This window comes from Desulfosarcina widdelii, from assembly GCF_009688965.1.
Lineage (GTDB): Bacteria > Desulfobacterota > Desulfobacteria > Desulfobacterales > Desulfosarcinaceae > Desulfosarcina > Desulfosarcina widdelii.
Window position 1 is genome coordinate 1,161,523 of the sequence record NZ_AP021875.1, and the last position, 21,857, is coordinate 1,183,379.

A 21,857-nucleotide genomic window follows, 5' to 3' on the forward strand; every position below is an offset into this window, starting at 1 on the left:
TAATATGGCCGGCCGATATTATCGATGAACAAGCGAGATCGACGGCGTTGTGTACCGTGGTATCAGCCTTCCGTCAGACTGTTCTCGCTGCAGGTAGACCCCGAACCGGCAAACGAGCAACCGTTATTATGAACATCCTGATTGCAGACGATGACCCCGTCACCCTGAAACTGCTGGTTTCCCGCATTGAAGCCTGGGGCGGTCATACGGTGGTTGCGGCCGATGACGGCGAGAAGGCCTGGCAGATCGTCCGGGACAGGCCCATCGACATCGTGATCAGCGACTGGCTGATGCCCGGATTGGACGGATTGTCGCTCTGCCGGCAGATCCGGGAACGGACGGCAGCCAAGTACGTCTATGTAATCCTGATCAGTGCTCAGAATTCAAAAAGCGACATCGTCCATGGCCTCGAAAGCGGCGTTGACGACTACATCACCAAGCCCATCGACATGGAGGCCCTGCGGGCGCGCATTGCCATCGGAGTCCGCATCGTCGAACTGGAGCGCTCGCTCAATGCAAAAATCGAGATCATCACGGCCAACCACTACCAGACGATCCGTGTGTTCTCCCAACTGGTGGAGGCTTTCGACAACGATCTGGGTGGACATTGCCGAAGAACCGCAAAACTGGCCGTGGAATTGGCGACCAAACATCCCGATGTCGGGGATGCACAGATCCCGGTCATCGAAACGGCCGCCCTGCTGCACGATATCGGCATGGTTGGCATTCCCAAGGCCATCTTGAACAAACGCCGCACGGAGATGATCGACGACGAAAGGCAGTTGTACCAGTCCCATGCATCCATGGGAGCCCGCATCATCGGTGAAATCGAAATCATGAAACCGGCGGCCCTGCTGGTGGGCCTGCACCACGAACAATACAACGGCATGGGGTTCCCGGATCGATTGGCCGGCGATGAAATCCCCATCGGCGCCCAGTTGATATCGGCGGCATCCATTTACGACAATATGGTTCATAAGGGCGACATCGATCTCGACGAAATCCCGGAGCACCTGAATCGCATCCGCGGCTATCAGTTGTCACCGGAAATCGTAGAAATGCTGATGGAGATCAATGTGGTCCGCCGGCACGAACGGGCCGGCAGAACCGAGGAAAAACGCGACCTGGATTCGTTGACACCGGGCATGACGCTGGCGGCCAACGTTCACATGAAAACCGGCGCTTTCGTCATGGCCGCCGACACCCAATTGAACGCGTACCTGATCGACAAGCTGAAACACTACCACACCGTTGGCACCATTTCCAACAAGGTGCTGATTCGCAAAGATCCGTGAGGAGCGAATGGACTTAGCAACCATCATCGGCCTGGCCAGTGGATCCGTATTGATTCTGGCTTCCATCGTCATCGGCGGCAGTGCCCTGATCTTCATCAATATCCCCGGGCTGCTGATCGTTGTGGGGGGAACGCTGGCCACCACATTCATCAAGTTCACCATGGCCGATGTCATCGGATCCATCAACGTGGCCATGAAAGCGTTCACCGTCAAAATGGAAGCGCCTGAAAACATCATCAGCGAGATGGTGGAATTCACGCGCATCGCCAAAAAGGAAGGGTTGATCGCCCTGGAAAAGGAAAATCCGTCCGACCCCTTTTCCGGAAAAGCCCTGCGATACCTTTCCGACGGCTACGACGAAGGGTTGATTGCCGACATGCTCAACAAGGACATCCGCCTGATGCGGCAGCGGCACACCACCGGGCAGAACGTATTTAAGGGCATGGGTGATTCCGCACCGGCCTTCGGCATGGTCGGCACCCTCATCGGCCTGGTTCAGATGCTGGCATCCATGTCGGATCCGGCCAGTATCGGCCCCTCCATGGCCGTGGCTTTGCTGACGACCCTGTACGGGGCCGTTCTGGCCAACCTCGTGGCCCTGCCCCTGGCTGACAAGCTGTCTTTGAGGAGCGAGCAGGAAAGTCTGAACAAAAGCATCGTCATGGAGGCCGCCATCGCCATCAACCGGGGCGTGTCTCCCATGGTGCTGGAAGAATCGCTTAAAATCTTTCTCTCTCCCAAGGAGCGAGACAAGGCCCAAGCTGGTGAAGCCAATGCCGAAGCCGGCGAGGCCAAAGCCGAATAACACAAGGTAACCGATGTCCGACGATATCCAGGAATGCCCTCCGTGCGAAGCTGGCGCCCCTCGATGGATGACCACCTTCGGCGATCTGATGAGCCTGCTGCTCTGTTTTTTCGTTTTGCTGCTCTCCTTTTCCGAAATGGATCGGCAGAAGTACAAAGTGGTCGCCGGATCCATGGAGCGGGCCTTTGGCATGCAGCGTAAAAAAAATGTCTCCGAATCGCCCCGCCATGGACTCCAAATGATCGCCAAGGATTTCGACCAGCAGTCCATCGCCACGCGGGTAAAGGAGTTTGTCGGGAAGGAAATCGAAGAAAATTTTGATGAACTCTACAGTAAGATTGCCGACGACTTCGAGATCGAAGCCGGTGAGAACGAAGTCGTTATCCGACTGATGGGAGAAAGCACCTTCGACTCGGGAAAGGCCGAAATCAAACCGGAACTCAAACCTCTAATTTTGCGGATCGGAAAGATCCTGGCCACCGAGGCCAATGGCGACATCGTGATTGCCGGCCATACTGACAACGTACCGATTCACGGAGGCCCTTATCAAACCAACCTCAAGCTCTCCATTGCCCGCGCCGCCACGGTGGCCCAGTTTCTGCTGGATCAGAAAACGATCGATCCTAAGCGTGTCTCTACCATGGGATTCGGCGAATACCGGCCCATTGCCGACAATGCAACCGCTGAAGGCCGCCGCAAGAATCGTCGGGTGGAGATTATCGTCGGCACCATACCCCATGCCCGCCAAAACGAAAAATACGGCGTCCCCCCCGTCAATCCTTAGGGAGGCGGTTTCAAAATGTTTCAGCTCGGCTAAGGTCAAGGCAGAGCGACCATTTCAACCGCAGGCGCCCCGAAGGAAGTGCCCTTGGGGTGCATGCCTGTAGTATTCCGAGGATTGAAATGGGAGCCCAACACGGACATTGGCCGAAATGGGACATTTTTAACCTGTCTCTATAATTGATGAACGCGTAAAAACTCACACAGGTCTATCCGTTTGAAAATATTGTTAAAATAGAAAATTAGGCGTTGTCTTCTCCGATCCTGCATGGTATGAATAACATATATTTACAGCACGTTAACCGGGAGAAGGCATGATCCGCATCAAAAACCACAAACAGCAACAACTGTTCGATCCGTGGAGCCATTTAAGCCCCAAAAGGCGAAGAATGCTCGACGAAGACTGGCCGGGGCTTTTCCGGGAACACCTGCTGGAAGTACTTCCCGTCGATCGGATGCTGCCACATTTTACCGATGGAGTCGGGAGGCCCAGCAAGGAAATTCATACGGTGCTGGGGCTGCTGCTGCTCCAGCAAACCATGGATCTGACCGACAGGGCCGCCATCGAACAGTTGGCCTTCAACATCCAGTGGCATTATGCCCTCAACATCCCGGAAGAGAGCGACGATGCCAAATATATCAGTGAGAAGACCCTGTACACCATGCGCCAGGTGATGATCGACAATCAGCTTGACGAAATCATGTTCGATGCCGTCGCCGATAAATTGGCCGTGGTATTCGGGGTCGATATCAAGGACCAGCGTATCGACTCGGTCCATATCCAATCCAACATGCGCAAACTCGGGCGCATCGGTATTTTCAGCCGGACCATCTTCAAGTTTCTGGTCAACCTCAAACGCCAGCATCGGAAGCTTTTTGATACCATCGACGAGAAAATCGTGTCGTGTTATTGGGGCAAGAGAGCCCTGGCCGCCTTTGCCATGGTAAAACCGTCACAATCCGAGAAAACCCTGAAAACCGTCAGCGCCGACCTGTTCGATCTCATTGAGCAGTTCAAGGATCGGCCCAGGGTTTGCTCCATGCACAGTTACAAGCTGATGCAACGGGTGCTGGCCGAGCAGTGCAATCTGAGCAGCGATACCGGCGATAGGCAGGTAACGGTCAAAAAGCCTGCCGAGATTCCATCTGATTCGCTGCAAAATCCCTCGGACCCGGATGCAACTTACAGTGGCCATAAAGGCCAGGGCTACCAGGTTCAGGTGATGGAGACCTTCAGCCGCTGTGAAGATGAAAAGGAGAAACAACAGCAGCTGAACCTGATTACCCACGTCGATGTGCAAACGGCCTGCGAGCACGATTCTCATGCACTGGCCCCGGCCATCGCCGACACCAAGGTTCGGGGTATTGCTCCCGACAAATTGTTGGCTGACACGCTCTACGGTAGCGATGCTAACGACCGGATCGCCCAGGTAGCGAACATTGAACTGGTTGCACCGACGCAAAAGGGTCGCTCCAAACAAGATTTCATGAGCCAGTTCAGCTTCGATGAGAACGGTCTGGTCACGCGGTGCCCAGCCGGCCGTAGTCCGGATCAAACATCACCGAGAACGAAACGATCCAACTACAGTGCCGGTTTTGACCTTCAGCGCTGCCTGGCCTGCCCCCTGCTATCCCAATGCCCGGTGAGGCCCGGCAAGAAAAAGGCATATCTGCGTTACAGTGAAAAGCGCTACCGATTGGCAAAACGGCGGGCTTTGGAAGCAAGCGAGGCATTCATCGACGACTATCGCTGGCGGGCCGGTGTAGAGGCAGCCATGAGCGAGTTTGATCGACGAACCGGAGTGAAAAAACTTAGGGTTCGGGGCATGCCGGCTGTACGGTTTTATGCCCGAATGAAGGCCACCGGATTGAATATTCTTCGCGCGGGAGCTGTCCGCAAGGCCAGAAGAAAAACCCGGGAGGCCGATGGTGTCTCTATTGGCCTTGCCGATCTCTTCTTCCATGCTGTCAAAGAGCGAATGTTACGATTGATTGCCGATTTTGAACCGATTTTTTTCAATCTATCTCAGACTGCCGATAGATATCACAATTTGGCTGCGTGAGTTTTTACAGGACCATCATAATTAGAGAAAATCCATCAATGTCGGTTGGATGACCTGTGCGGCCACATTGAGAAGCACTTCGTAGTGGGTCTGCTGCAGTTGCAGATCGACGGCGGCAGCCGTGATATCGGTATCTTCAATCTCAGATCGCATGGTTTCCACCGCATTGCTGAAGCTGGTCCAACGTTCGTCCGTGGCCTCCAGGCGGTTGTAGGCCGCAGAGAACTCCGACCGCACCAGTTCCAGTTGGTCGTCAATCCGATACAAGGGATCCACGGTCGCGGCGATGGCCACGTCGTCATCGGCAAGCAGGGCCGCTTCCAGATCGTCGAGCACCTCGATCAGGTTGTCTCCGCTCTCGATGAACATGTCACTGCCGTCGGCCTTAAGAGTTATCTGGATATCTTCGCCAACCATCACACTGTTGGATCCGTCGCTGCCGGGACTGGCGTCATAGGCGCCGGTGGCTACGTCGAAAGGCGCAGTGTCTGTAAGGTCCCCATGGAAAAGATAACTGCCCGCGTATTTGGTATTGACCATTCCTGCGATCTGATCCCGAATATTGGCGACCTGCAGGGCAAGAGCCTCCCGGTTCTCCGTATCCGGATTGGAAGCGATGGTCTGGGCGTCGTTCACCAGGTCGTTGATTTGCCCGAGAACCGTTTCGGTGTACTCGACCCGGGTCTTGGCGTCGGTGATGTTTTCCTGGTATTGCTCGATTTTCGACAGGGTTGTTCGGTAGTCGAGCACCTTTCCGATATCGCCTGGCGCGTCGGAAAGGCTGTTGATTTTTTTTCCGGTGGAAATTTGGGTCTGGGTTTCAATCAGTGCGGTGCTCTGCTTGGCCAGATAGGATTTGATGTGCGCTGCCATGATTCTGGAACTGACTCGCATGATGATCTCCTGAACACGCTGGGTTATACCATGTTGATAAGCTTTTCGAGCATCTCGTCCACCGTGGTCACCAGCTTTGCTGCGGCCTCGTAGGCGCTTTGAAATTGAATCAGATCGACCATCTCCTCATCCAGCGATACGCCTGATACCTCCTGCTGGTAGGTGGCCAACTGCTGATTGACCGTTGTCTGGTGATCGCTGTTGACCTCGGCCTGGTAGACATCGTTGCCCACATTGCTGGCAAGGGAGTTGTAGAAATCGTCAAATGTAGCCGTTCCTCCGCCCATGAGCATATCGTTTTGCAGCTCGGCAATGGCAACAGCATTTTCGCTGCCTCCGGGAATCGCTTCGGAAGTTGACGCTGCAGCAATGAGATTTGGATCGTCGGCAATGTTGGTGTTGATTTCGATGTCGGAGGCATCGGCGCCGGTGAAAAAGTTCAATCCCGAGGCGGTTCCGGTCGTACCGGTAAGGTCTGTCCCTGCCGCGTGCAATCCGTTGACGGCACTGATAATGCCCGCGGCCAGATCGTCCAAATCTTCCAGATAACCGGGTATGATCGTATCGCGAGCTTCGATCCATCCTTTCAACTTACCATTGTCAATCGCTTCGGTAATATTTTCCTCCGTGCCCGTCCCGCTGACCCAGTAGACATCCTCGAAACCGTCGACCGTATGGGTGGTCAGTTCCCACGAATTGGTTCGATCCACCAAAGTATTGCCGTTGGCTGTGGTGATCGTCAGATATCCGTCGGCGTCCTCGAAGCTGTCCACATCGATCAGCGCAGACAGTTCCTGAAGTTTTAACTCTCGTTGGTCCCTGAAATCGTTGGCACTGTGCAGCCCGCCGGCTTCTACCTCCGCAATTTTCAAATTCAGGTCCGCAATTTCGCTGGCTAACGTGTTGATCTCTTCGACCGCCTCTGCGATGCTGGCATCGCTGTCGGATTGGACCTGGGTCAGGTCCGCGGACAGATGGTTGAATACATCGGTCAAATTCTGGGTATCGGCAATCAAGGTGGCCCGTTCCGTATATCCGTCGGGATTGTTGGAAAGCTCCTGCCATGAATTCCAGAATTCAGATAGAGCATCGTTGAGCCCGTACCCGGACGTCTCATCGAACATCAACTCCGCTTTTTCCAAAGTTTCGAGCTGCGCATCCCAGCGACCCAGGTCCGATTCGGATTCGGCCAGTTGCTGATTGACAAAGCGGTCGTAAATTCTCTGAATCACCCGGTTGGCCTGCACGCCGGTGCCCAGCGTGCCTCCCTCGTAATAGACCGGTTCGTTTTGTTCCAACGTGACCCGCTGGCGGGAATACCCTTCCGTATTGACGTTGGCAATGTTGTTGGCCGTTACGTCAATCGCTTTTTGCTGGGTGATCAAAGCGGTTCTGGCAACGTTGAACATGCCATAGATGATGTTTGCCACGTCGGGTTCCTTTCTTTTACGGCTTCTTAAAAAGGCCGATACCTGCTCCAGATCATATGCTGCCGCGAATGATTCTTCCACTGTTGCTGCGATAACCGTTGTTCTCCAACCGGATTCCCGGTTTTCGATAAACCGGTTGTTCGTCGAAAATATCGGTCAACAGATTCAGGGCATTGTTGACCCATTTCATATAATATTGCAGCAGTTTCCGGTTGGCGCCGTTTTTCAAACGCACTTCTTCGATGAGCGAGCGAAGACCATCGGCGCAAATTCGCAGTTTTCGATCGTAAGGGGCCGGGAAATACGCGGCAAGGTCGCTCACTTTCACCATCGATGCGTCGATTCCTAAGGTTATCGCCAGTTGTCGAACCGATGATTCTCTTTTCCGCTCGAGGTTCTGAATCCTGGCCACCACCTTCTCTTTTTGCAACCTGGCCCGGTCTATCCCTTGCCTGTTGGAAAGAGGAATCGCCTGGGCTTCGTCCTGCAAAACGGCTTTCATCTCGCGATAGCACTCGGTTTCTTCGTTGAGGATCAAGATCAGTTCGTCAATCGTTGCATTCATATGCGCATCCTTTAGGCCGTCAAACGTTGGTATCGATGTGGTTCAGCACATTATCGTTTTCAAGGCTCTCGTCGATCATATTGACTGCGATCCGGTCACCCATTACACGGTAGGTTCCTTGTGCCAGTTGACGTTTCAGTTCCATTACTCGATCCACGCGGGTATCTGCCATCGTTCGTGCATTGTTGACGGCATTGATGAAATCAAGTCCTTCTTCCGTCAGACGAACCGCATCCGTCCTGCTATCGTTGCCATCCGGTTCGCTCGCTTCCGTCTGCGACGGTTGGTGTTGCTCATCGGCGGAGATCTTTTCAGCGGGATTGGGATGAAAAGCGCCATTTTCCGGTATTTCCATTCATGATCTCCTGATCATTTCGGGTTGCGACGGCCATGATCGAAGTCCATGGTCCGTTTTCCCTCTTATCGGCGCTTTTTTTCCCTGGCTTTAATCAAAGCCGGGGATCACAAGCAAACCGCAGATCAAGAGTCGCTTATTCCGACGGTTTCAACTGGTCGAAAATCAGTCGCGAAAGTCCGATTCCCCCGCTTTCGGCCATATCGCCGGCAATTTTTTCGTCCATCATACCGGTAAAAATCTCTTCGGCCATGGATCGGGGCAGCAAGCTGCTCTCCGGGACCGTCGCCCGCATTTCGCGAATCATGAAGTTGAGCAGCAGCGATTCAAACTGCTCGCTGGCCTCTTGCAGTTCGGCGTCCGTGCATGTCTCTTTTCGCTCTTTCGAGGCTAAAGCGGCAAGGCTCCGGTCGGCCGATGAAGCCCTTGCTTGAGCAATCGATATGCCCGGATCAAAGCCATTTAAATCCGCCATCAGATCACCTCCAGATCTGCCTGCAGGGCGCCGGCCGCCTTAATGGCCTGGAAAATGGCGATCAGATCCCTGGGGGTGACGCCCAAAGCGTTGAGTGCGTTGACGACATCACCGATACTCACCCCTTGGGGAACCACCATGAGTTGACTGGACTCTTCGCGAACATCGACCTGGGTGCTTGGCGTAACGGCTGTCTGCCCTTCGGAAAAAGGCAGCGGCTGCGAAACGTTAGCCTCCTCTTTGACGATGATGCTCAAATTTCCGTGTGCGATGGCGATGGTGGAAATACGCACCGATGCGCCCATGACCACGGTGCCGGTCCGTTCGTTAATCACCACCTTGGCGTCATTATCCGGATCGACCTCCAAGGTAATCAATGACGCCAATAGCGGAACCGTGTTGCCCATATATTGTTGGGGAATACGGACCTCGATGGTTCCGGCATCCTCAGCGCGGGCCAGCGGTTCGGGAAATTGCGCGTTAATGACTTTGACAACACGAGCAGCCGTATTGAAATCCGGATTGTGCAGGCTGAACAGCAGGCTGTCCCGGGAGCTGAAATGATTGGGCACTTCCCGTTCGACGACGGCTCCGGACAGCACCCGGCCCACGGTAGGAAAATTCTTGGTCACCGAAGAGGCTGTACCGCCGGCCCCGAATCCGCCGGTGTTCACCGGTCCCTGGGCTACCGCGTAGATCCTTCCGTCAACCCCTTTAAGCGGCGTCAACATCAGCGTGCCGCCTTGAAGATTCTTGGCGTCGCCGATGGAACTGACCAGAACGTCAAGGCGGTTGCCTCTTTTCGCAAAAGGGGGCAGGTCGGCCGTAACCATCACGGCGGCCACGTTCTTCACCTGGATATCCCCTCGATCAACGGTGACTCCCATTTTTTCCAGCATGGAGGCCATGGACTGCAAAGTAAAGACGGACTTTTTACCGTCACCGGTCCCATCCAGGCCGACCACCAGCCCGTACCCCACCAGCTGGTTTTTGCGGACGCCGCCGATCTCGGCGATATCTTTAAGCCTTACGGCCTGTGCTTCGAACTGCCAGCCTAGACAAAAAATGAGCATCCATGCGATGGTCCATATTCGGTTTGGCTTCATGAAATCGTCCGTCCTATCCTTGTAATGCTATGAGGGATGAAGCGGTTCGCAGATATCGCCTTTTTGGGGAAGCCATCGTTAAAACGGCCACACCGCCATTACAATATTGGTCAGCCAGCCCGGTTTTTGCCTGTCATTGACGACGCCGCTGCCGCTGTAAGAAATCCTGGCATCGGCCACATAGGTCGAAAGCACCTGGTTGTCGGCATCGATGTCCCTGGGGCGCACTACACCGGTGAGCTGGATCACCTGGTTTTCGTTGTTGATCAGTACTTCACGAGACCCGCTGATCACCAGGTTGCCATTGGGCAGCACCTGGGTCACCAATGCGGTGATGGTCGCATTCAGGTCGCCGCTTCGTTTTGTCTTGCCGGTACCTTCGAATTCGCTCTCCACGCCACCGGCTACCTTGGAAAAGGGATTAAAAAAGGGGTCGGTACTGGTGTAGCGATTTTCAGCCCCCAAAAAGGAGTCAATACCAGCGCCCAATGAGGAGGAGCGGTCGGTCTCCGTGCTGGCCTCATTGGTGGCATCGGAGGATTCGCTGATCCGGATAGTAATGATATCGCCGACGGTTCGCGCCTTCTGGTCGCTGAACATGGCGGTCAGGGGAGCGTCCTCGCGCCAGAGCGACCCCCCGGTGTCGGCTTTCTGTGCCACCGCCGGCACAACCGGTATCGGTGCCGATTGGACCGGCGTGTAGGCGATTGGAGGAGATTGCACGGGACCGTTTGCGCCCGGAAAACCGTTAGCGCACCCAATCAAACCGCATCCCAAAAGAAAACCGGCCGCCATGGCCAAAAATTTTTTCGAATCCCGGCTCATCAATGGATGAATCATCTTGCACCTCGTTAAAAATCGACGGCTACAGCATCCGGACCGGTGACCCGGGCCAGGATGACGCGGTTGGAGTCCGTATTCATTACCTGAACCATCTCGCCCTTGCGTCCCTGCTGCTTGACAATGCCGGTTGCCGTAATCGTCATCGGTCCCGTTTCCGCTATGATTTTGACGACGTCGCCGCGTTTGACCACGGGAGGCTGGTCAATCATGCTGGTTTGCAGCACGGTTCCCGGATAAATCATTCGCGTAGCTCGGTTGCCCAGGGCATCGTCCACGCTCCGTATCGTTTCCGAACCCAGGCCCGTCAGATCGCGGCGCTCCACGCGGATGTCTTCCAAATCGATGTGCTGATGTTTGCCCAGTGGCCGAACCACGGTGACCACATCCGCCATGACGGTAATCGTTGCGTTGACCCACATTTTGCGAACCGGTTCGCCGTTCACGAACAGGTGCAGGGCCAAAATGGTGGATCCCAGATAATCCTCATGACGTTTGGGAACGATTTGGTAGGTCAACTTGCCCACCGGCAACTGCACGGCTTCATCGAACTGGATGTCGCTTATGGCTACATCTTCGGTATTCCATGGCATCCGACTGCGAATGGCAGCTTCCACGGCGGCACGAATATGTCCGGCGGGCAGCGATGCCCAGGGTCGTGAAACCTTAACATCCTGCGGGCCCTTGAATGCTATCGCGTCTGTATCGAATCCGGCCTGCCGGAGTCGGATGCGAATATAATCCGTACTGACAAAACGGGTCTGACCAGGATTAGGAGATCGACCCACAACGGTTTTCAGGATGGCCACGTTTGCGTTCTCATTGTTCAATTGGGCCACATCGCCAAGACGCACATTTTCCGTATTTACGGCGGCAGTCGTTTGCAACGTAAGGCAAAGACGTTCAGAACAATGGGCCGAGGCGGAAAGCAGAAAAAGGATCGCCGCCGATATCCCGCAGGCAAGCCTGATTGTATTGCCTTTCAGTCGTTGTCTTTTAAAGGTGACCATTGGATTACCTTCTCAGATTTGTTGCGGTCTGAAGCATTTCATCGGATGCCTGGATGGTCTTGCTGTTGGTTTCATAGGCCCGCTGGGCCACGATCATGTTGACCATCTCGTCCACCACGCTGACATTTGACAACTCAAGATATCCCTGGGCGATGCTTCCCAGTGCATCCTCACCCGGCGTCCCGGTCGTGGCGTCTCCGGAGGAGGCCGTGGGAATGAACAGGTTCCGGCCAATATTCCTTAATCCGGCGGGGTTCACAAAATTGGCCAGCTCAATGTTACCGATTTCCGAAGGCTCGTTATCACCTGCCAGCAATACCGACACCGTTCCATCGGTTCCGATGGACACGGCAATGGCATCGGTGGGAATGGTCAGTTCCGGTTCCATGGGAAATCCATCGGATGTCACCACCCGTCCGTCGCTGTCCAGTTTGAAGGTTCCCGCGCGGGTGTATGCGGTTTCGCCGTTGGGCTGGATGATCTGAAAAAAGCCCTGCCCTTCAATGGCCATGTCCAATTGATTCTCGGTGTGACTGAATTCTCCCTGGGTAAACATCTTCTGGGTGGCCGCAGGCCTTACGCCATGGCCCACCTGGATGCCGGTGGGCACCTGGGTGTCAGCCGAAGATGATACTCCCGGGGACCGCAGGGTTTGGTAGAGCAAATCCTGGAAATCCGCACGGCTCTTTTTGAATCCCGACGTGCCGACATTGGCAAGGTTGTTGGAAATCACGTCGATATTCAATGTCTGAGCCTGCATTCCGGTGGCGGCAGACCAAAGGCTTCTAATCATGGGTTCCTCCTGTGCATGAACGTCTCTCAATCGGGCTGTTGGATCATACCCGCCCGCTTGTTCGTGGCATTCGGCGCTATGCGACCTTGCCTACGTTGTTGATGCTTTTTTCCGTGGCTTCGTCGGCGCTCTGGATCACTTTCTGATACGCTTCAAACGCCCGTGAGGTTTCGATCATCTCGGTCATGGCCTGCAAGGGGTTGACGTTGGCGGACTCCAGGTGACCTTGCCGCACGGTCGTATTTTCCGGTCGATTGCCGGCCATGGCCGGATCATTGGAAACAAATCGGCCGTTGCCGGTTTTTTCCAGGCTTTCGTTGTCCGCAAACGCTGTCACCTGCAGACGGCCGACCTCATCGCCGTCCACATAAACGCCCCCTGTGGCGTCGATTTCGACATTTCCACCCTCGATGGTAATTTCCCCGCCCTCGCCCAACACCGGATAACCGTCCTGGGTAACCAGAACACCATCGACATTCAGGGAAAAGCTTCCCTGACGGGTATACTGGATGCCGTCGGGCGTTTGAACGTTGAAAAAGCCCTCACCGTTTAGAGCTACATCCAGGGGGTTGCCGGTCTGGTGGATGGCACCCTGACTGAAATCGACCATCGTCAAAAATGGAGGTGCGTACGGAGACAGGGACTGCGATCCTTCTTCTGACGGTAATTCTTCTCCCGTCGGTGTCTCTTCAGGCACCCGGAAAACGGATTTTTCGCCTTTGTATCCGACGGTGTTGATGTTGGCCACATTGTTGGCCAGCATTTCCAGCCGCATCTGCTGGACCAGGGCGCCGGCAGCGGCAAGATACATTCCACCACTCATGGGGCACACTTTCGAAATATTGTTTCAGGTGCGTTCATGGCAACAGTATCTGCAACCTGTGTGCCACTGCAGAACGAATCCATTGTGTCAATGATCCGAGACGATTAGGAGAAATAAAAATGGTGGGAAGACTTGGAAATAGAAAGACCGGTAGGCAACTTATGCCCCACCGGCCTTTTTTTCCTATCGGAGAATGCCTTGTAAAGCATCCGATATCCGCGAACCGCTTTATCCCACGTCAGTGCGGAGTACGTTCAGGTACGCCTCCTTTCTTGGGACTCGCAAGCCTTGATCTCGGGCGTTTTTCAAGACATTCGAAAAAATTCATGGATTGCCTCAGGCGGCGTTCAGGCGCATGACCAGGGAGACTTCGGCTTCGGGCAACTGCAGTTGTCGGGCGATATCGGCCTCATCCATTCCGCTGCTGGCCATGGGAATGACCCGCTCGTAATTCGTCTTTGGGTCCCCGGCGGGGGATGGTGCGGCCGCCTGAATGGCATCCAATGCCTCGGCCATCGACGGATTTCTGACGACACCGCCCAGTTTTTGTCGTTCCTGGTCGATCGCCTGCGCCAATGCTGCCAGAACGGAATCGGTTTTCTGGGCCATTAAAAACATTAGCGCCCGGTGTTCGAAATCACTGCTATGCGATGTCCCCCTTTTACCGGGCAGCAGTTCATGTCCGCGCCGGTTGCGCCTGCGTCTCAAAAGCACCTTGACGATCAAGATCCCGATAAACAGCGCAACCAAAACAAACCCCCATATTTCATAGCTGGCGTGTAACATACTCACCTCTTTATCTTTTAAAAAATTCCGATTTGGGCATCACCTATTGCCCGTGGATACTAAAGATACTCTGTCAATCTTCCAGCAATCCCTCGCGCCTCAATTTGCTTCTCAGGTGAATAATCGCCTGGGCATGAATCTGCGACACCCGGGACTCGGTGATGTTCAGCACCTGCCCGATCTCTTTCATGGTCAGTTCGTCGGAATAATACAGGGAGACAACCAGCTTCTCCTTTTCCGGCAGCAGATCGATATTCTTGGCGATGGTGGCCTTGATTTCCTTCATGGTGGTCAGCGACAGGGCGTCGTCGGCATCGCCGCTGGCCAAAGAGCTTGAAAGGGACGCCGGTTCGTTGCGCGAAGCATGGCCAATCTCCTCGAAACTGACAAAAGAGATGCTGGACATCCTTTTTACCTTATAAAATTGTTCAAGATCCATGTCCATCTCTTCGGCAACCTCCTCATCGGTAACCTCCCGACCATATTTCTGCTCCAGTTTCAGATAGGCTTTTTCCAGGTCCCTTATTTTCCGGCGGGTGGTGCGCCCTAAAAAATCCCTCGACCGCAGTTCGCTCAGCACGGCGCCCTTGATTCGGAAAACCGCGTAGGTGATGAATTTGTTGTCCCGGGATGGATCGTAGCGTTCAATGGCCTGGATCAAACCGATGACGCCCACATTGATCAGATCGTCGGTGTCGATCATCGCCGGCAGATGAACGGCGATCCGGTTGACGATACGCTTCACGTAGGGGAGGTATTCATTGATGATCTGGTTGCGAAGCAGATGGCTGTCTTTACCGAAGCTTTCTTCTCGCGATTGCGCCAAATCCATTCGATTACTCCATGTTTAGGAATTCTTCCATAACGCTTTTACGACATGCGCTTTTCCTGAAATTACTGAAAAACGGCTGCCGCCAGGTCATTCTGTCCCGATCCATGGTTGGGTGCCCGTGTTCACTGGTTCACCCTGCTGCCAAACGAAACGGTGTCAAACGATATCCTGCCAGATCAGGGGCCGGTTGTCCGAACGGGGGATCATCGGTTCGGACCGCATGAATTTATGGGCCAGCTCGGCAAAATTTCTGCTGGCCTGGGTCATGGGAGCCATTTCACTGATCACTTTTTGTTTGCGAACACCGGACTTTACGTTTTCGTCCATCAGCACGCTGCCAAAATACTCGATGGATACGTCTAAAAAGCGATCGGCGACCAGGCAAAGTTGACGACTGACGTCGCTGGCTTCACGGGTGCTTTTGGCCAGGTTGACGAGCAGTCGAAAGTGTTTTTCCCGATATTTCACGGACAGCACCTTCATCAATGCGTAAGCATCCGTAATCGATGTGGGTTCGGGGGTGACCACTACCATGATTTCATCGGCCGAGGCATTGAAGAACAGCACGTTCGAGGAGATTCCGGCGGCCGTGTCGATTAAAACGATATCGAACTTGGACAGCAGCGCATTGAGTTCGTTAAAGATTTCAACTTTTTGATCAAAAGTCAACTTTGTCATTTCCTGAATGCCCGATGAAGCCGGTAGAATTTTCAAATTTCCCGGCCCGTTGACAATGATGTCGGGCAGTCGTTTGGTTCCATCGATCACATGGGAAAGGTTGTAGCGGGGCGTCAAGCCCAACAGCACGTCCAGGTTTCCTAGCCCGAGGTCCGCATCGAAAACGAGGACCCGCTGGCCGAGTTTCCCCAGCGCATACCCCAGGTTGGCGACAATATTGGTTTTGCCGACACCACCCTTGCCGCTGGTAATCGCAACCACCCTTGCCTGTGTATTGAGCATGTCGACCTTTTTCGTCATCGATGCGTTCTGCCTTCTTTTCCGGTTCAGGCTGATGACCCGCCCGCTGTTTTCCATTTTTGACATTGCCGTCTATTCTCCTCAGGTTACATGGCCTTGGCGTGTTGGAACGCAACGCTGCCGGACGCTATTTTTCTGACCATGTCAACGTTGCAGCATGCCCGGCAGGGTTTGAACCCATCGCTTATGGCCTGCTCGATGCTGTCGAAAGCGATAATGTTCTCCGCGTTGATCCGTTTCACTGACTTGCAGGCGGGATCGTGAAACAGCTCCGAATTCCGATTGGCCAGGAAACGGGCCGATGCCGATCCATTTGAATCGCTTTTCGTTTGTGCGCGAAGACGATTTTTCTTGCCCGGGAAAACCGTTACCCGGCCTCCGTCATGCGCCTTGCTGGAGGTAAGCGACTCCAATCGCTCTGGCGTGGAGATCTTCAGATTCTCGTACAGGTCAACGCCGTCCGCCAGAAAGGCCGATGGGAGGCGGATCTTTTTTAATAACTGCGAAGAAACCGAACGGCTGTCGCATTCGTCCAGGTGAGTGAACAGCAGTCGATTCGGATCAACGGACGTAAAGTTCTCAGCGGCTGCAGCCAGAACGGACTCCCTCACGGTGGCATTGAGAACCAGGTGGGTTTCGTCCGGAGCGGCCGCCTTAAGGAGAAGGCGAACCGTTTCCATCATCGATTGATCACTACGACCGACACCCGGCGTGTCGATCAGGATCACGTCGGCGTCCTCAAGTTCGTTCAATGCGGACTGGAGCCCGTCAACATCCTGGATCACAAACATCTTCAGGTTCACGATGCGGGCAAATCGTTCCAGCAAACTGTTGGCCGCCATACGATACCGGTCGAGGCTGATCAGCCCGACTGTCTGTCGTTCTACCACCCGGCAATGCCAGGCCAGTTTGGCCAGTGTACTGCTTTTACCTGCACCGGGCGGGCCCACCAGGGCGATGACCTGCTTTTTGTTCCGGCGGTCGTTAAAGGGATCGGCCAGCAAAGGAGCGCCATCCGTTTCATGCAAAAAGACATCGTTGCCTTTTCCCAAACCGCCACTTCGGATGTGCTCATCTTGATTTTGATTTTCGCCTTTTACCGGGAATTGCCCGGCAAAAGCTGCATCAGGACGAAAAGAGACGCTTTTTTCCCGTTCCGGGCCGACCGCGCCTTTGGTCGGTTCCTTACGGGAAACAATGGGACGGTGGCCATCGGTAAAAGGTCCGGATGGCGGCGGCGTTGTCGACAGGGATACCCGGTCCGCAGCGTTGATCTCATCCAGTTGCCGGGACAGCAAGCCTGTAAATTCGTTTTCATCTTCAGCCTGATCCAGCGGGTAATCCGTCGCGGCGGTGATTTCGACCTGATTTTTCTTCCATGCACCGAAAAATCCGCGCGGCTTGGCTTCCTTGGCGGAAAGGATCACTGCATCGTCGCCGAACGCCCGCTTGACCAAACGAAGCGCTTCGGTCATATCGGCTGCTTCGAAACGTTTAATCTGCATCTGAGGCCTCCACGGTTCCTACGATTTGTATCTTGGCGCTACTGACAATTTCGTCATAAGACAGTACGGCCAGTCCGGGAATAAACCGGTCGGCCAGTTTTTTGAGATGGCTTCGGATCTGGGCGGAGCAGACGAGCAGCGGTTGCGTGCCCAAGGTTTTGTAGTCCTCCATCTTGACGGCCAGGTCATCCATGATGGACTTGGCATAGGCCGGCTCGATGGCCAGAAAGGTTCCCTGGTCGGTCTTCTGGAGCGACTCGGCAACTTTTTTCTCCACCCGCTGGTCCAACGTGAGGACATGCAGCTGGCCGTCACCCGCCTGGTAAAAACTGGATATGGTTCGCGCCAGCGCCTGGCGGACGTGTTCGGTGAGAATATCGAGTTTTTTCGTTGTGGCGGCCCAATCCGCCAGGGTTTCCACAACGGTGAGCATATCCCGTACCGGCACCTGTTCCTGCAACAGATTCTGGATCACGCGAACGACGCCGCCCAGTGAAATGAGATTGGGCACCAGCTCCTCGACGACCTTGGGATGGCTGACCTTCAGCGTGTCCAGCAGCTGCTGGACTTCCTGTCGGCCTACCAGCTCATGGGCATGGCGTCGGATCACGTCCGAAAGATGGGTGGTCATCACAGTTGCCAGATCCACCACGGTGAATCCTTTGGCGTTGGCTTCTTCCCTTGCGGCGGGTTTGATCCAGTATGCTTCCAGCCCATAGGTGGGTTCGGTGGTGGCGATGCCGGAAATGGTTTCACCGACGTTGCCCGGGTTCATGGCCAGCAGATGATTGACCATCAGATCGCCGCTGGCGATTTCGATTCCCTTGAGAAGGATCGAATAGGCTCCCGGTTTGAGTTTCATGTTGTCCTGAATGTGAATGGACGGCACGACGATACCAACCTCCTGGGCAATCTGGCGACGAATGGACTTGATGCGTTCCAGCAGTTCACCATTTTGCTCCACATCCACCAGAGGAATCAGGCCGTATCCGACTTCCAGGGCCAGTACGTCGATGGGCGGCAGGGGCTTGAAGGATTCCGGGGGCTTTTCCTGCGCTTTTTTCTGCTGCTGCAGTGCAAGCTCCCGCTCTTCTTCGATCTTTGCCCGGTCAACCTGAACAACCAGGTAGGCCACCAGTCCGGCCGTTGCGGACAGCACCCAGAAAGGAATGGTGGGCATGCCGGGAACCAGACCGAATCCGAACAGGATGGCGGATGCTACTACGAACGCACGGGGTTGAACCAGCAACTGGCTGCCGATGTCCAACCCCAGATTTTTTTCGGCACCGGCGCGGCTGACGACGATACCGGCGGCGGTGGATATGATCAATGCGGGAATCTGGCTGACCAGGCCGTCGCCGACGGTAAGCAGGGTATAGGTCTGGGCAGCATCGGCAAAATTCATGTCTTTTTGAAACACACCGATGGCAAAACCGGCCAATATATTGACGAGGGTAATAATGATGCCGGCGATGGCGTCGCCGCGAACGAACTTGTTGGCACCATCCATGGCTCCGTAGTATTCCGCCTCACGGCTGATCTTCAACCTTCGATCCCTGGCTTCGGCCTCGTCGATCAAACCAGCGTTCAGGTCGGCATCGATGCTCATCTGTTTGCCGGGCATGGCATCCAGAGTGAAGCGGGCGGCCACTTCGGCAATACGTCCGGCACCTTTGGTGATCACCATGAAATTGATCACCACAAGGATGACGAAAACGATCAATCCAACCAGGTAGTTGCCTCCGACGACGAAGTTGCCGAAGGCCATGATCACCTTGCCGGCGGCGTGCGTGCCCTCGTTTCCGTGCAGCAGGATGATTCGCGTGGAGGCCACATTCAGAGAAAGCCGGAACAGCGTCGCCATTAACAAGAGCGATGGAAAGGAGGACAGATCCAACGGCTTGAGAATGTACATGCCCACCAACAGAATGATCAGTGCCAGGGTAATGTTGAAAGAGAGCAGCAGATCCAGCAGCATTGCTGGTATGGGGATGACCATGACCATCAGAATCGTCATGGCAGCCAGGCCGATGAAGACATCGGTGTTGTTGGAGATAAAGGCAAAACGGTTCAGATAGCTTTTCGATTCGGCAATTTCCATAATCGGCGGTGACGCTCCTCGATGGCAGAAGGTTTTGCATTGGAATTAGCATTTTCCATGCCTATTGGCGAAGCACGAGTCCCCTCTATACCAGATCGCAAGCAACCTATTGATTATAAATATTTTTACTACACATCTATTTTAAGGAAGAGGATAACGGGCGGTGGGAGGCCAAGGAAAATAGGTCGGACGATTACAGGAGCGTCAATTTATTGTCCCGACCGAACCCAATAGAAAAAATTTGGTTTCGAACGGTATCATCCGCTTACCAGCCCTTTCAGGCGGTAAACATAGGCCAGAATCTCGGCAACGGCACGATACAACTCCGCAGGAATGAGGTCGCCGATCTCGGTTGCTTTGAACATGGTCCGAGCCAGCGGTTTGTTTTCCACCAGCGGCACATCGTTTTCGGCAGCGATGGCTTTGATTTTCTGGGCTACAAAGCCCGCCCCCTTGGCCACAACCACGGGCGCCGGCATGCCTTCCTCGTATTTCAGGGCAACGGCCAGGTGGGTCGGGTTGGTGATGACCACGGTCGCATCGGGAACGGCCTCCATCATCCGTCTTCTGGCCATTTCCCGCTGAACGGAACGAATTCTGGCCTTGACCGCGGGATCGCCCTCGCTCTGTTTATGTTCGTCCTTGACCTCCTGCTTGGTCATTTTCAGATCGTGGGTGTGCTGCCATTTGTTATACATAAAATCGACAGCGGCCATGACGAAAAGAATCAAGCATGTGTAAAGCGCCAATTGGAAGGATACATGCCCGATAAAAGAGAGGATTTCGCCGACACTCAATCGCATGAGGCCGGGAATTCGATCCATGTATCGAAGAAGTACCAGATAGACCACGCCTCCGATAATGGTCAGCTTCACTATCGATTTGAGCAGTTCCACCAGACTGCGAAGAGAAAAGAGCTTTTTAATTCCGCTGACCGGATTCATCTTGGCCAGGTTGGGAGCCATTTTCTCCCCGGTAATCAAAAAGCCGAACTGGGCTACATTGCCGAACACGCCTGCGGTCATTACCACCAGCATCAGGGGAATGAGGACACCCACACAGGAAAGAAATACCTCCCAAAACAGGTTGTGCATGGTTTCGGTGGCCATATTCAGCGTTCCCGCCCGCTGATACATGGCCCGCATTATGTCCCTCAACCGTTCCAGCATCCATGATCCACCGAAAAATAGCACGGCGGTGCTGCAGGCAAGAATCAAAACTGAAGGGACCTCCCGGCTCTGAGCTACGTTGCCCTTGTCGCGTTCTTTAGCGAGCTTCTTTCCAGTTGGCTGTTCGGTTTTGTCCTGGCTCTGGTCTCCGGACATGGGTCACCTTCCGCCGGCCATCAGCTGTATCAGCTCGTACAGGGTCGTTCGATAGGACGAAAAGATGTCGATGAGAAATGCCGTCAGGTAAGGGGCCAGGACAATCATGAAAGCCAATCCGATCAGAATCTTCAGCGGCATGGCCACGATAAAGATGTGCATCTGGGGAACCGTGCGGGAAACCAGGCCAAGTCCGGCAGTAACCAGCAGCATGACGGCGATCAGCGGCGCGCCTACTTTGATGCCGACCACAAACATGTTGGCGGCCAGGCGCATCATCATCCCCACCAGTTCGGAATGAAGCTGCAGGGAAAGGGGCGGCACGAGGGTGTAGCTTTCCACCAGGGCTGAAAAGAACATATGGTGGGCGTTGACGGCCAGAAATACCAGCATGGCCGTTAGATTATACAATTGGGCCAGAATCGGGATCTGCGCACTGGTGGCCGGATCAACCACATTGGCCACGGCAAACCCCATCTGGAACCCGGCAATCTGGCCGGCCAGTTGGATGCCGGTGAACAGCAGTTTCACCGAAAGGCCAATGGTCACACCGATGGCGATCTCGGAAAGGATGCCGATAACGAAGGTTGCAAGACCCAGGTTCGCCACGTTGACCCCGCTGCCCACCACTGGAAAAAGCAGGACGCTGACCGCAATGGCCAAAGCGGCTTTGAAAAGCACTGGAATGGTGGCGCTGTCCAGCACCGGAGTGCTGAAAACGATGCCCACGACCCGCAGGAAAATCAGCAGTACGCCGTAAAATGCATCCAGCGGGATATTGAAGGTCGCCATCGCTTCGTTCCATTACCCATACATACTATCGAATATAGGTCGGCAGATTGATGAACAGGTTCTGGGTGAATCCGATAATGACTTTCATCATCCAGGGGAAAAAGAACAGCAGGGCCAGGGCCACACCCAGCATTTTGGGCACGAACACCAGGGTCATTTCATTTATCTGGGTGGCCGCCTGAAACATACTGACCAGCACGCCGCTAATGAGCCCCACGGCCAGCATGGGCGCCGCCAGAAAGATGGCCGTCTTGATCGCCTCCAAAAAAAAGCCGGTAACAAATTCAGGGGTCATGGGAAATCG

22 protein-coding genes are annotated in these 21,857 nt (G+C 54.4%); 4 read left to right on the forward strand and 18 right to left on the reverse strand.

Annotated elements, in window-relative coordinates; translation table 11 throughout:
• Positions 1 to 128: 128 nt before the first annotated feature.
• The 4 genes from GN111_RS05400 (at position 129) to GN111_RS05415 (ending at position 4,943) form a co-directional block, all read left to right on the forward strand.
• Positions 129 to 1,295 carry a response regulator gene (locus tag GN111_RS05400; protein WP_155302770.1) on the forward strand — a complete coding sequence of 389 codons (1,167 nt, stop codon included), beginning with the start codon at positions 129 to 131 and terminating at the stop codon, positions 1,293 to 1,295.
• Between the two features lie 7 nt (positions 1,296 to 1,302).
• On the forward strand, positions 1,303 to 2,100 hold the full coding sequence (locus GN111_RS05405) for a motility protein A (RefSeq protein ID WP_155302771.1): 798 nt from the start codon (positions 1,303 to 1,305) through the stop codon (positions 2,098 to 2,100).
• 13 nt (positions 2,101 to 2,113) lie between these two features.
• Entirely contained in the window at positions 2,114 to 2,884 is a 771-nt protein-coding gene (locus tag GN111_RS05410; protein ID WP_155302772.1) for an OmpA family protein, read from the forward strand.
• Between the two features lie 310 nt (positions 2,885 to 3,194).
• The gene (locus GN111_RS05415; RefSeq protein WP_155302773.1) at positions 3,195 to 4,943 is read left to right on the forward strand and encodes a transposase; all 1,749 of its coding nucleotides are present in this window, start codon (positions 3,195 to 3,197) and stop codon (positions 4,941 to 4,943) included.
• A 21-nt stretch (positions 4,944 to 4,964) separates the two neighbouring features.
• Here the strand turns inward: GN111_RS05415 and flgL are convergent, their stop codons facing one another.
• The 18 genes from flgL to fliQ all read right to left on the reverse strand — a co-directional run bounded on the left by flgL (position 4,965) and on the right by fliQ (position 21,848).
• Positions 4,965 to 5,837, reverse strand: coding sequence for a flagellar hook-associated protein FlgL (gene flgL, locus GN111_RS05420; RefSeq protein WP_155302774.1), 873 nt, complete (start codon positions 5,835 to 5,837; stop codon positions 4,965 to 4,967).
• Between the two features lie 23 nt (positions 5,838 to 5,860).
• Complete coding sequence (gene flgK, locus GN111_RS05425; protein WP_155302775.1) at positions 5,861 to 7,267, reverse strand: flagellar hook-associated protein FlgK; 1,407 nt, start codon at positions 7,265 to 7,267, stop codon at positions 5,861 to 5,863.
• 52 nt (positions 7,268 to 7,319) lie between these two features.
• Positions 7,320 to 7,832, reverse strand: coding sequence for a flagellar protein FlgN (locus GN111_RS05430; protein WP_155302776.1), 513 nt, complete (start codon positions 7,830 to 7,832; stop codon positions 7,320 to 7,322).
• Between the two features lie 19 nt (positions 7,833 to 7,851).
• Positions 7,852 to 8,187, reverse strand: a complete 336-nt coding sequence (locus GN111_RS05435; protein WP_155302777.1) for a flagellar biosynthesis anti-sigma factor FlgM — start codon at positions 8,185 to 8,187, stop codon at positions 7,852 to 7,854.
• A 136-nt stretch (positions 8,188 to 8,323) separates the two neighbouring features.
• Positions 8,324 to 8,662: a rod-binding protein gene (locus tag GN111_RS05440; protein WP_155302778.1), complete on the reverse strand. Its 339-nt coding sequence runs from the start codon at positions 8,660 to 8,662 to the stop codon at positions 8,324 to 8,326.
• On the reverse strand, positions 8,662 to 9,768 hold the full coding sequence (locus GN111_RS05445; protein WP_155302779.1) for a flagellar basal body P-ring protein FlgI: 1,107 nt from the start codon (positions 9,766 to 9,768) through the stop codon (positions 8,662 to 8,664). The genes GN111_RS05440 and GN111_RS05445 overlap by 1 nt, the downstream gene beginning before the upstream one ends.
• Positions 9,769 to 9,846: 78 nt before the next feature.
• Positions 9,847 to 10,608 carry a flagellar basal body L-ring protein FlgH gene (locus GN111_RS05450; protein ID WP_155302780.1) on the reverse strand — a complete coding sequence of 254 codons (762 nt, stop codon included), beginning with the start codon at positions 10,606 to 10,608 and terminating at the stop codon, positions 9,847 to 9,849.
• 11 nt (positions 10,609 to 10,619) lie between these two features.
• Positions 10,620 to 11,618, reverse strand: a complete 999-nt coding sequence (gene flgA, locus GN111_RS05455) for a flagellar basal body P-ring formation chaperone FlgA (protein WP_155302781.1) — start codon at positions 11,616 to 11,618, stop codon at positions 10,620 to 10,622.
• 4 nt (positions 11,619 to 11,622) lie between these two features.
• Positions 11,623 to 12,411, reverse strand: a complete 789-nt coding sequence (flgG, locus tag GN111_RS05460) for a flagellar basal-body rod protein FlgG (RefSeq protein WP_155302782.1) — start codon at positions 12,409 to 12,411, stop codon at positions 11,623 to 11,625.
• Positions 12,412 to 12,487: 76 nt separating this feature from the next.
• Complete coding sequence (flgF, locus tag GN111_RS05465; protein WP_155302783.1) at positions 12,488 to 13,234, reverse strand: flagellar basal-body rod protein FlgF; 747 nt, start codon at positions 13,232 to 13,234, stop codon at positions 12,488 to 12,490.
• A 336-nt stretch (positions 13,235 to 13,570) separates the two neighbouring features.
• On the reverse strand, positions 13,571 to 14,020 hold the full coding sequence (locus GN111_RS05470; protein WP_155302784.1) for a hypothetical protein: 450 nt from the start codon (positions 14,018 to 14,020) through the stop codon (positions 13,571 to 13,573).
• 73 nt (positions 14,021 to 14,093) lie between these two features.
• Positions 14,094 to 14,852 carry a FliA/WhiG family RNA polymerase sigma factor gene (locus GN111_RS05475; RefSeq protein WP_155302785.1) on the reverse strand — a complete coding sequence of 253 codons (759 nt, stop codon included), beginning with the start codon at positions 14,850 to 14,852 and terminating at the stop codon, positions 14,094 to 14,096.
• 156 nt (positions 14,853 to 15,008) lie between these two features.
• Positions 15,009 to 15,896, reverse strand: coding sequence for a MinD/ParA family protein (locus tag GN111_RS05480; protein WP_155302786.1), 888 nt, complete (start codon positions 15,894 to 15,896; stop codon positions 15,009 to 15,011).
• 20 nt (positions 15,897 to 15,916) lie between these two features.
• Positions 15,917 to 17,335 carry an Ada metal-binding domain-containing protein gene (locus GN111_RS05485; RefSeq protein ID WP_155302787.1) on the reverse strand — a complete coding sequence of 473 codons (1,419 nt, stop codon included), beginning with the start codon at positions 17,333 to 17,335 and terminating at the stop codon, positions 15,917 to 15,919.
• Positions 17,325 to 19,436, reverse strand: coding sequence for a flagellar biosynthesis protein FlhA (flhA, locus tag GN111_RS05490; RefSeq protein ID WP_155302788.1), 2,112 nt, complete (start codon positions 19,434 to 19,436; stop codon positions 17,325 to 17,327). Before flhA ends, GN111_RS05485 begins: the two co-directional genes overlap by 11 nt.
• A 257-nt stretch (positions 19,437 to 19,693) precedes the next feature.
• Positions 19,694 to 20,761 (reverse strand): flagellar biosynthesis protein FlhB, encoded by a 1,068-nt coding sequence (gene flhB / locus GN111_RS05495; protein ID WP_155302789.1) that lies wholly within the window; start codon positions 20,759 to 20,761, stop codon positions 19,694 to 19,696.
• 3 nt (positions 20,762 to 20,764) lie between these two features.
• The gene (gene fliR / locus GN111_RS05500; RefSeq protein WP_155302790.1) at positions 20,765 to 21,553 is read right to left on the reverse strand and encodes a flagellar biosynthetic protein FliR; all 789 of its coding nucleotides are present in this window, start codon (positions 21,551 to 21,553) and stop codon (positions 20,765 to 20,767) included.
• A gap of 25 nt (positions 21,554 to 21,578) precedes the next feature.
• Positions 21,579 to 21,848 (reverse strand): flagellar biosynthesis protein FliQ, encoded by a 270-nt coding sequence (fliQ, locus tag GN111_RS05505; RefSeq protein WP_155302791.1) that lies wholly within the window; start codon positions 21,846 to 21,848, stop codon positions 21,579 to 21,581.
• Positions 21,849 to 21,857: the final 9 nt, after the last annotated feature.

What these genes read in the sequence shown, in the direction of transcription:
- fliR (WP_155302790.1), bottom strand. Translation starts at nt 21,553, where the DNA reads ATGGCGACCTTCAATATCCCGCTGGATGCATTTTACGGCGTACTGCTG.
- GN111_RS05415 (WP_155302773.1), top strand. Translation starts at nt 3,195, where the DNA reads ATGATCCGCATCAAAAACCACAAACAGCAACAACTGTTCGATCCGTGG.
- flgA (WP_155302781.1), bottom strand. Translation starts at nt 11,618, where the DNA reads ATGGTCACCTTTAAAAGACAACGACTGAAAGGCAATACAATCAGGCTT.
- GN111_RS05445 (WP_155302779.1), bottom strand. Translation starts at nt 9,768, where the DNA reads ATGAAGCCAAACCGAATATGGACCATCGCATGGATGCTCATTTTTTGT.
- flhA (WP_155302788.1), bottom strand. Translation starts at nt 19,436, where the DNA reads ATGGAAATTGCCGAATCGAAAAGCTATCTGAACCGTTTTGCCTTTATC.
- GN111_RS05410 (WP_155302772.1), top strand. Translation starts at nt 2,114, where the DNA reads ATGTCCGACGATATCCAGGAATGCCCTCCGTGCGAAGCTGGCGCCCCT.
- GN111_RS05440 (WP_155302778.1), bottom strand. Translation starts at nt 8,662, where the DNA reads ATGGCGGATTTAAATGGCTTTGATCCGGGCATATCGATTGCTCAAGCA.
- flhB (WP_155302789.1), bottom strand. Translation starts at nt 20,761, where the DNA reads ATGTCCGGAGACCAGAGCCAGGACAAAACCGAACAGCCAACTGGAAAG.
- flgF (WP_155302783.1), bottom strand. Translation starts at nt 13,234, where the DNA reads ATGAGTGGTGGAATGTATCTTGCCGCTGCCGGCGCCCTGGTCCAGCAG.
- flgG (WP_155302782.1), bottom strand. Translation starts at nt 12,411, where the DNA reads ATGATTAGAAGCCTTTGGTCTGCCGCCACCGGAATGCAGGCTCAGACA.
- GN111_RS05405 (WP_155302771.1), top strand. Translation starts at nt 1,303, where the DNA reads ATGGACTTAGCAACCATCATCGGCCTGGCCAGTGGATCCGTATTGATT.
- GN111_RS05450 (WP_155302780.1), bottom strand. Translation starts at nt 10,608, where the DNA reads ATGATTCATCCATTGATGAGCCGGGATTCGAAAAAATTTTTGGCCATG.
- GN111_RS05470 (WP_155302784.1), bottom strand. Translation starts at nt 14,020, where the DNA reads ATGTTACACGCCAGCTATGAAATATGGGGGTTTGTTTTGGTTGCGCTG.
- flgL (WP_155302774.1), bottom strand. Translation starts at nt 5,837, where the DNA reads ATGCGAGTCAGTTCCAGAATCATGGCAGCGCACATCAAATCCTATCTG.
- fliQ (WP_155302791.1), bottom strand. Translation starts at nt 21,848, where the DNA reads ATGACCCCTGAATTTGTTACCGGCTTTTTTTTGGAGGCGATCAAGACG.
- GN111_RS05475 (WP_155302785.1), bottom strand. Translation starts at nt 14,852, where the DNA reads ATGGATTTGGCGCAATCGCGAGAAGAAAGCTTCGGTAAAGACAGCCAT.
- GN111_RS05480 (WP_155302786.1), bottom strand. Translation starts at nt 15,896, where the DNA reads ATGTCAAAAATGGAAAACAGCGGGCGGGTCATCAGCCTGAACCGGAAA.
- GN111_RS05400 (WP_155302770.1), top strand. Translation starts at nt 129, where the DNA reads ATGAACATCCTGATTGCAGACGATGACCCCGTCACCCTGAAACTGCTG.
- GN111_RS05485 (WP_155302787.1), bottom strand. Translation starts at nt 17,335, where the DNA reads ATGCAGATTAAACGTTTCGAAGCAGCCGATATGACCGAAGCGCTTCGT.
- GN111_RS05435 (WP_155302777.1), bottom strand. Translation starts at nt 8,187, where the DNA reads ATGGAAATACCGGAAAATGGCGCTTTTCATCCCAATCCCGCTGAAAAG.
- GN111_RS05430 (WP_155302776.1), bottom strand. Translation starts at nt 7,832, where the DNA reads ATGAATGCAACGATTGACGAACTGATCTTGATCCTCAACGAAGAAACC.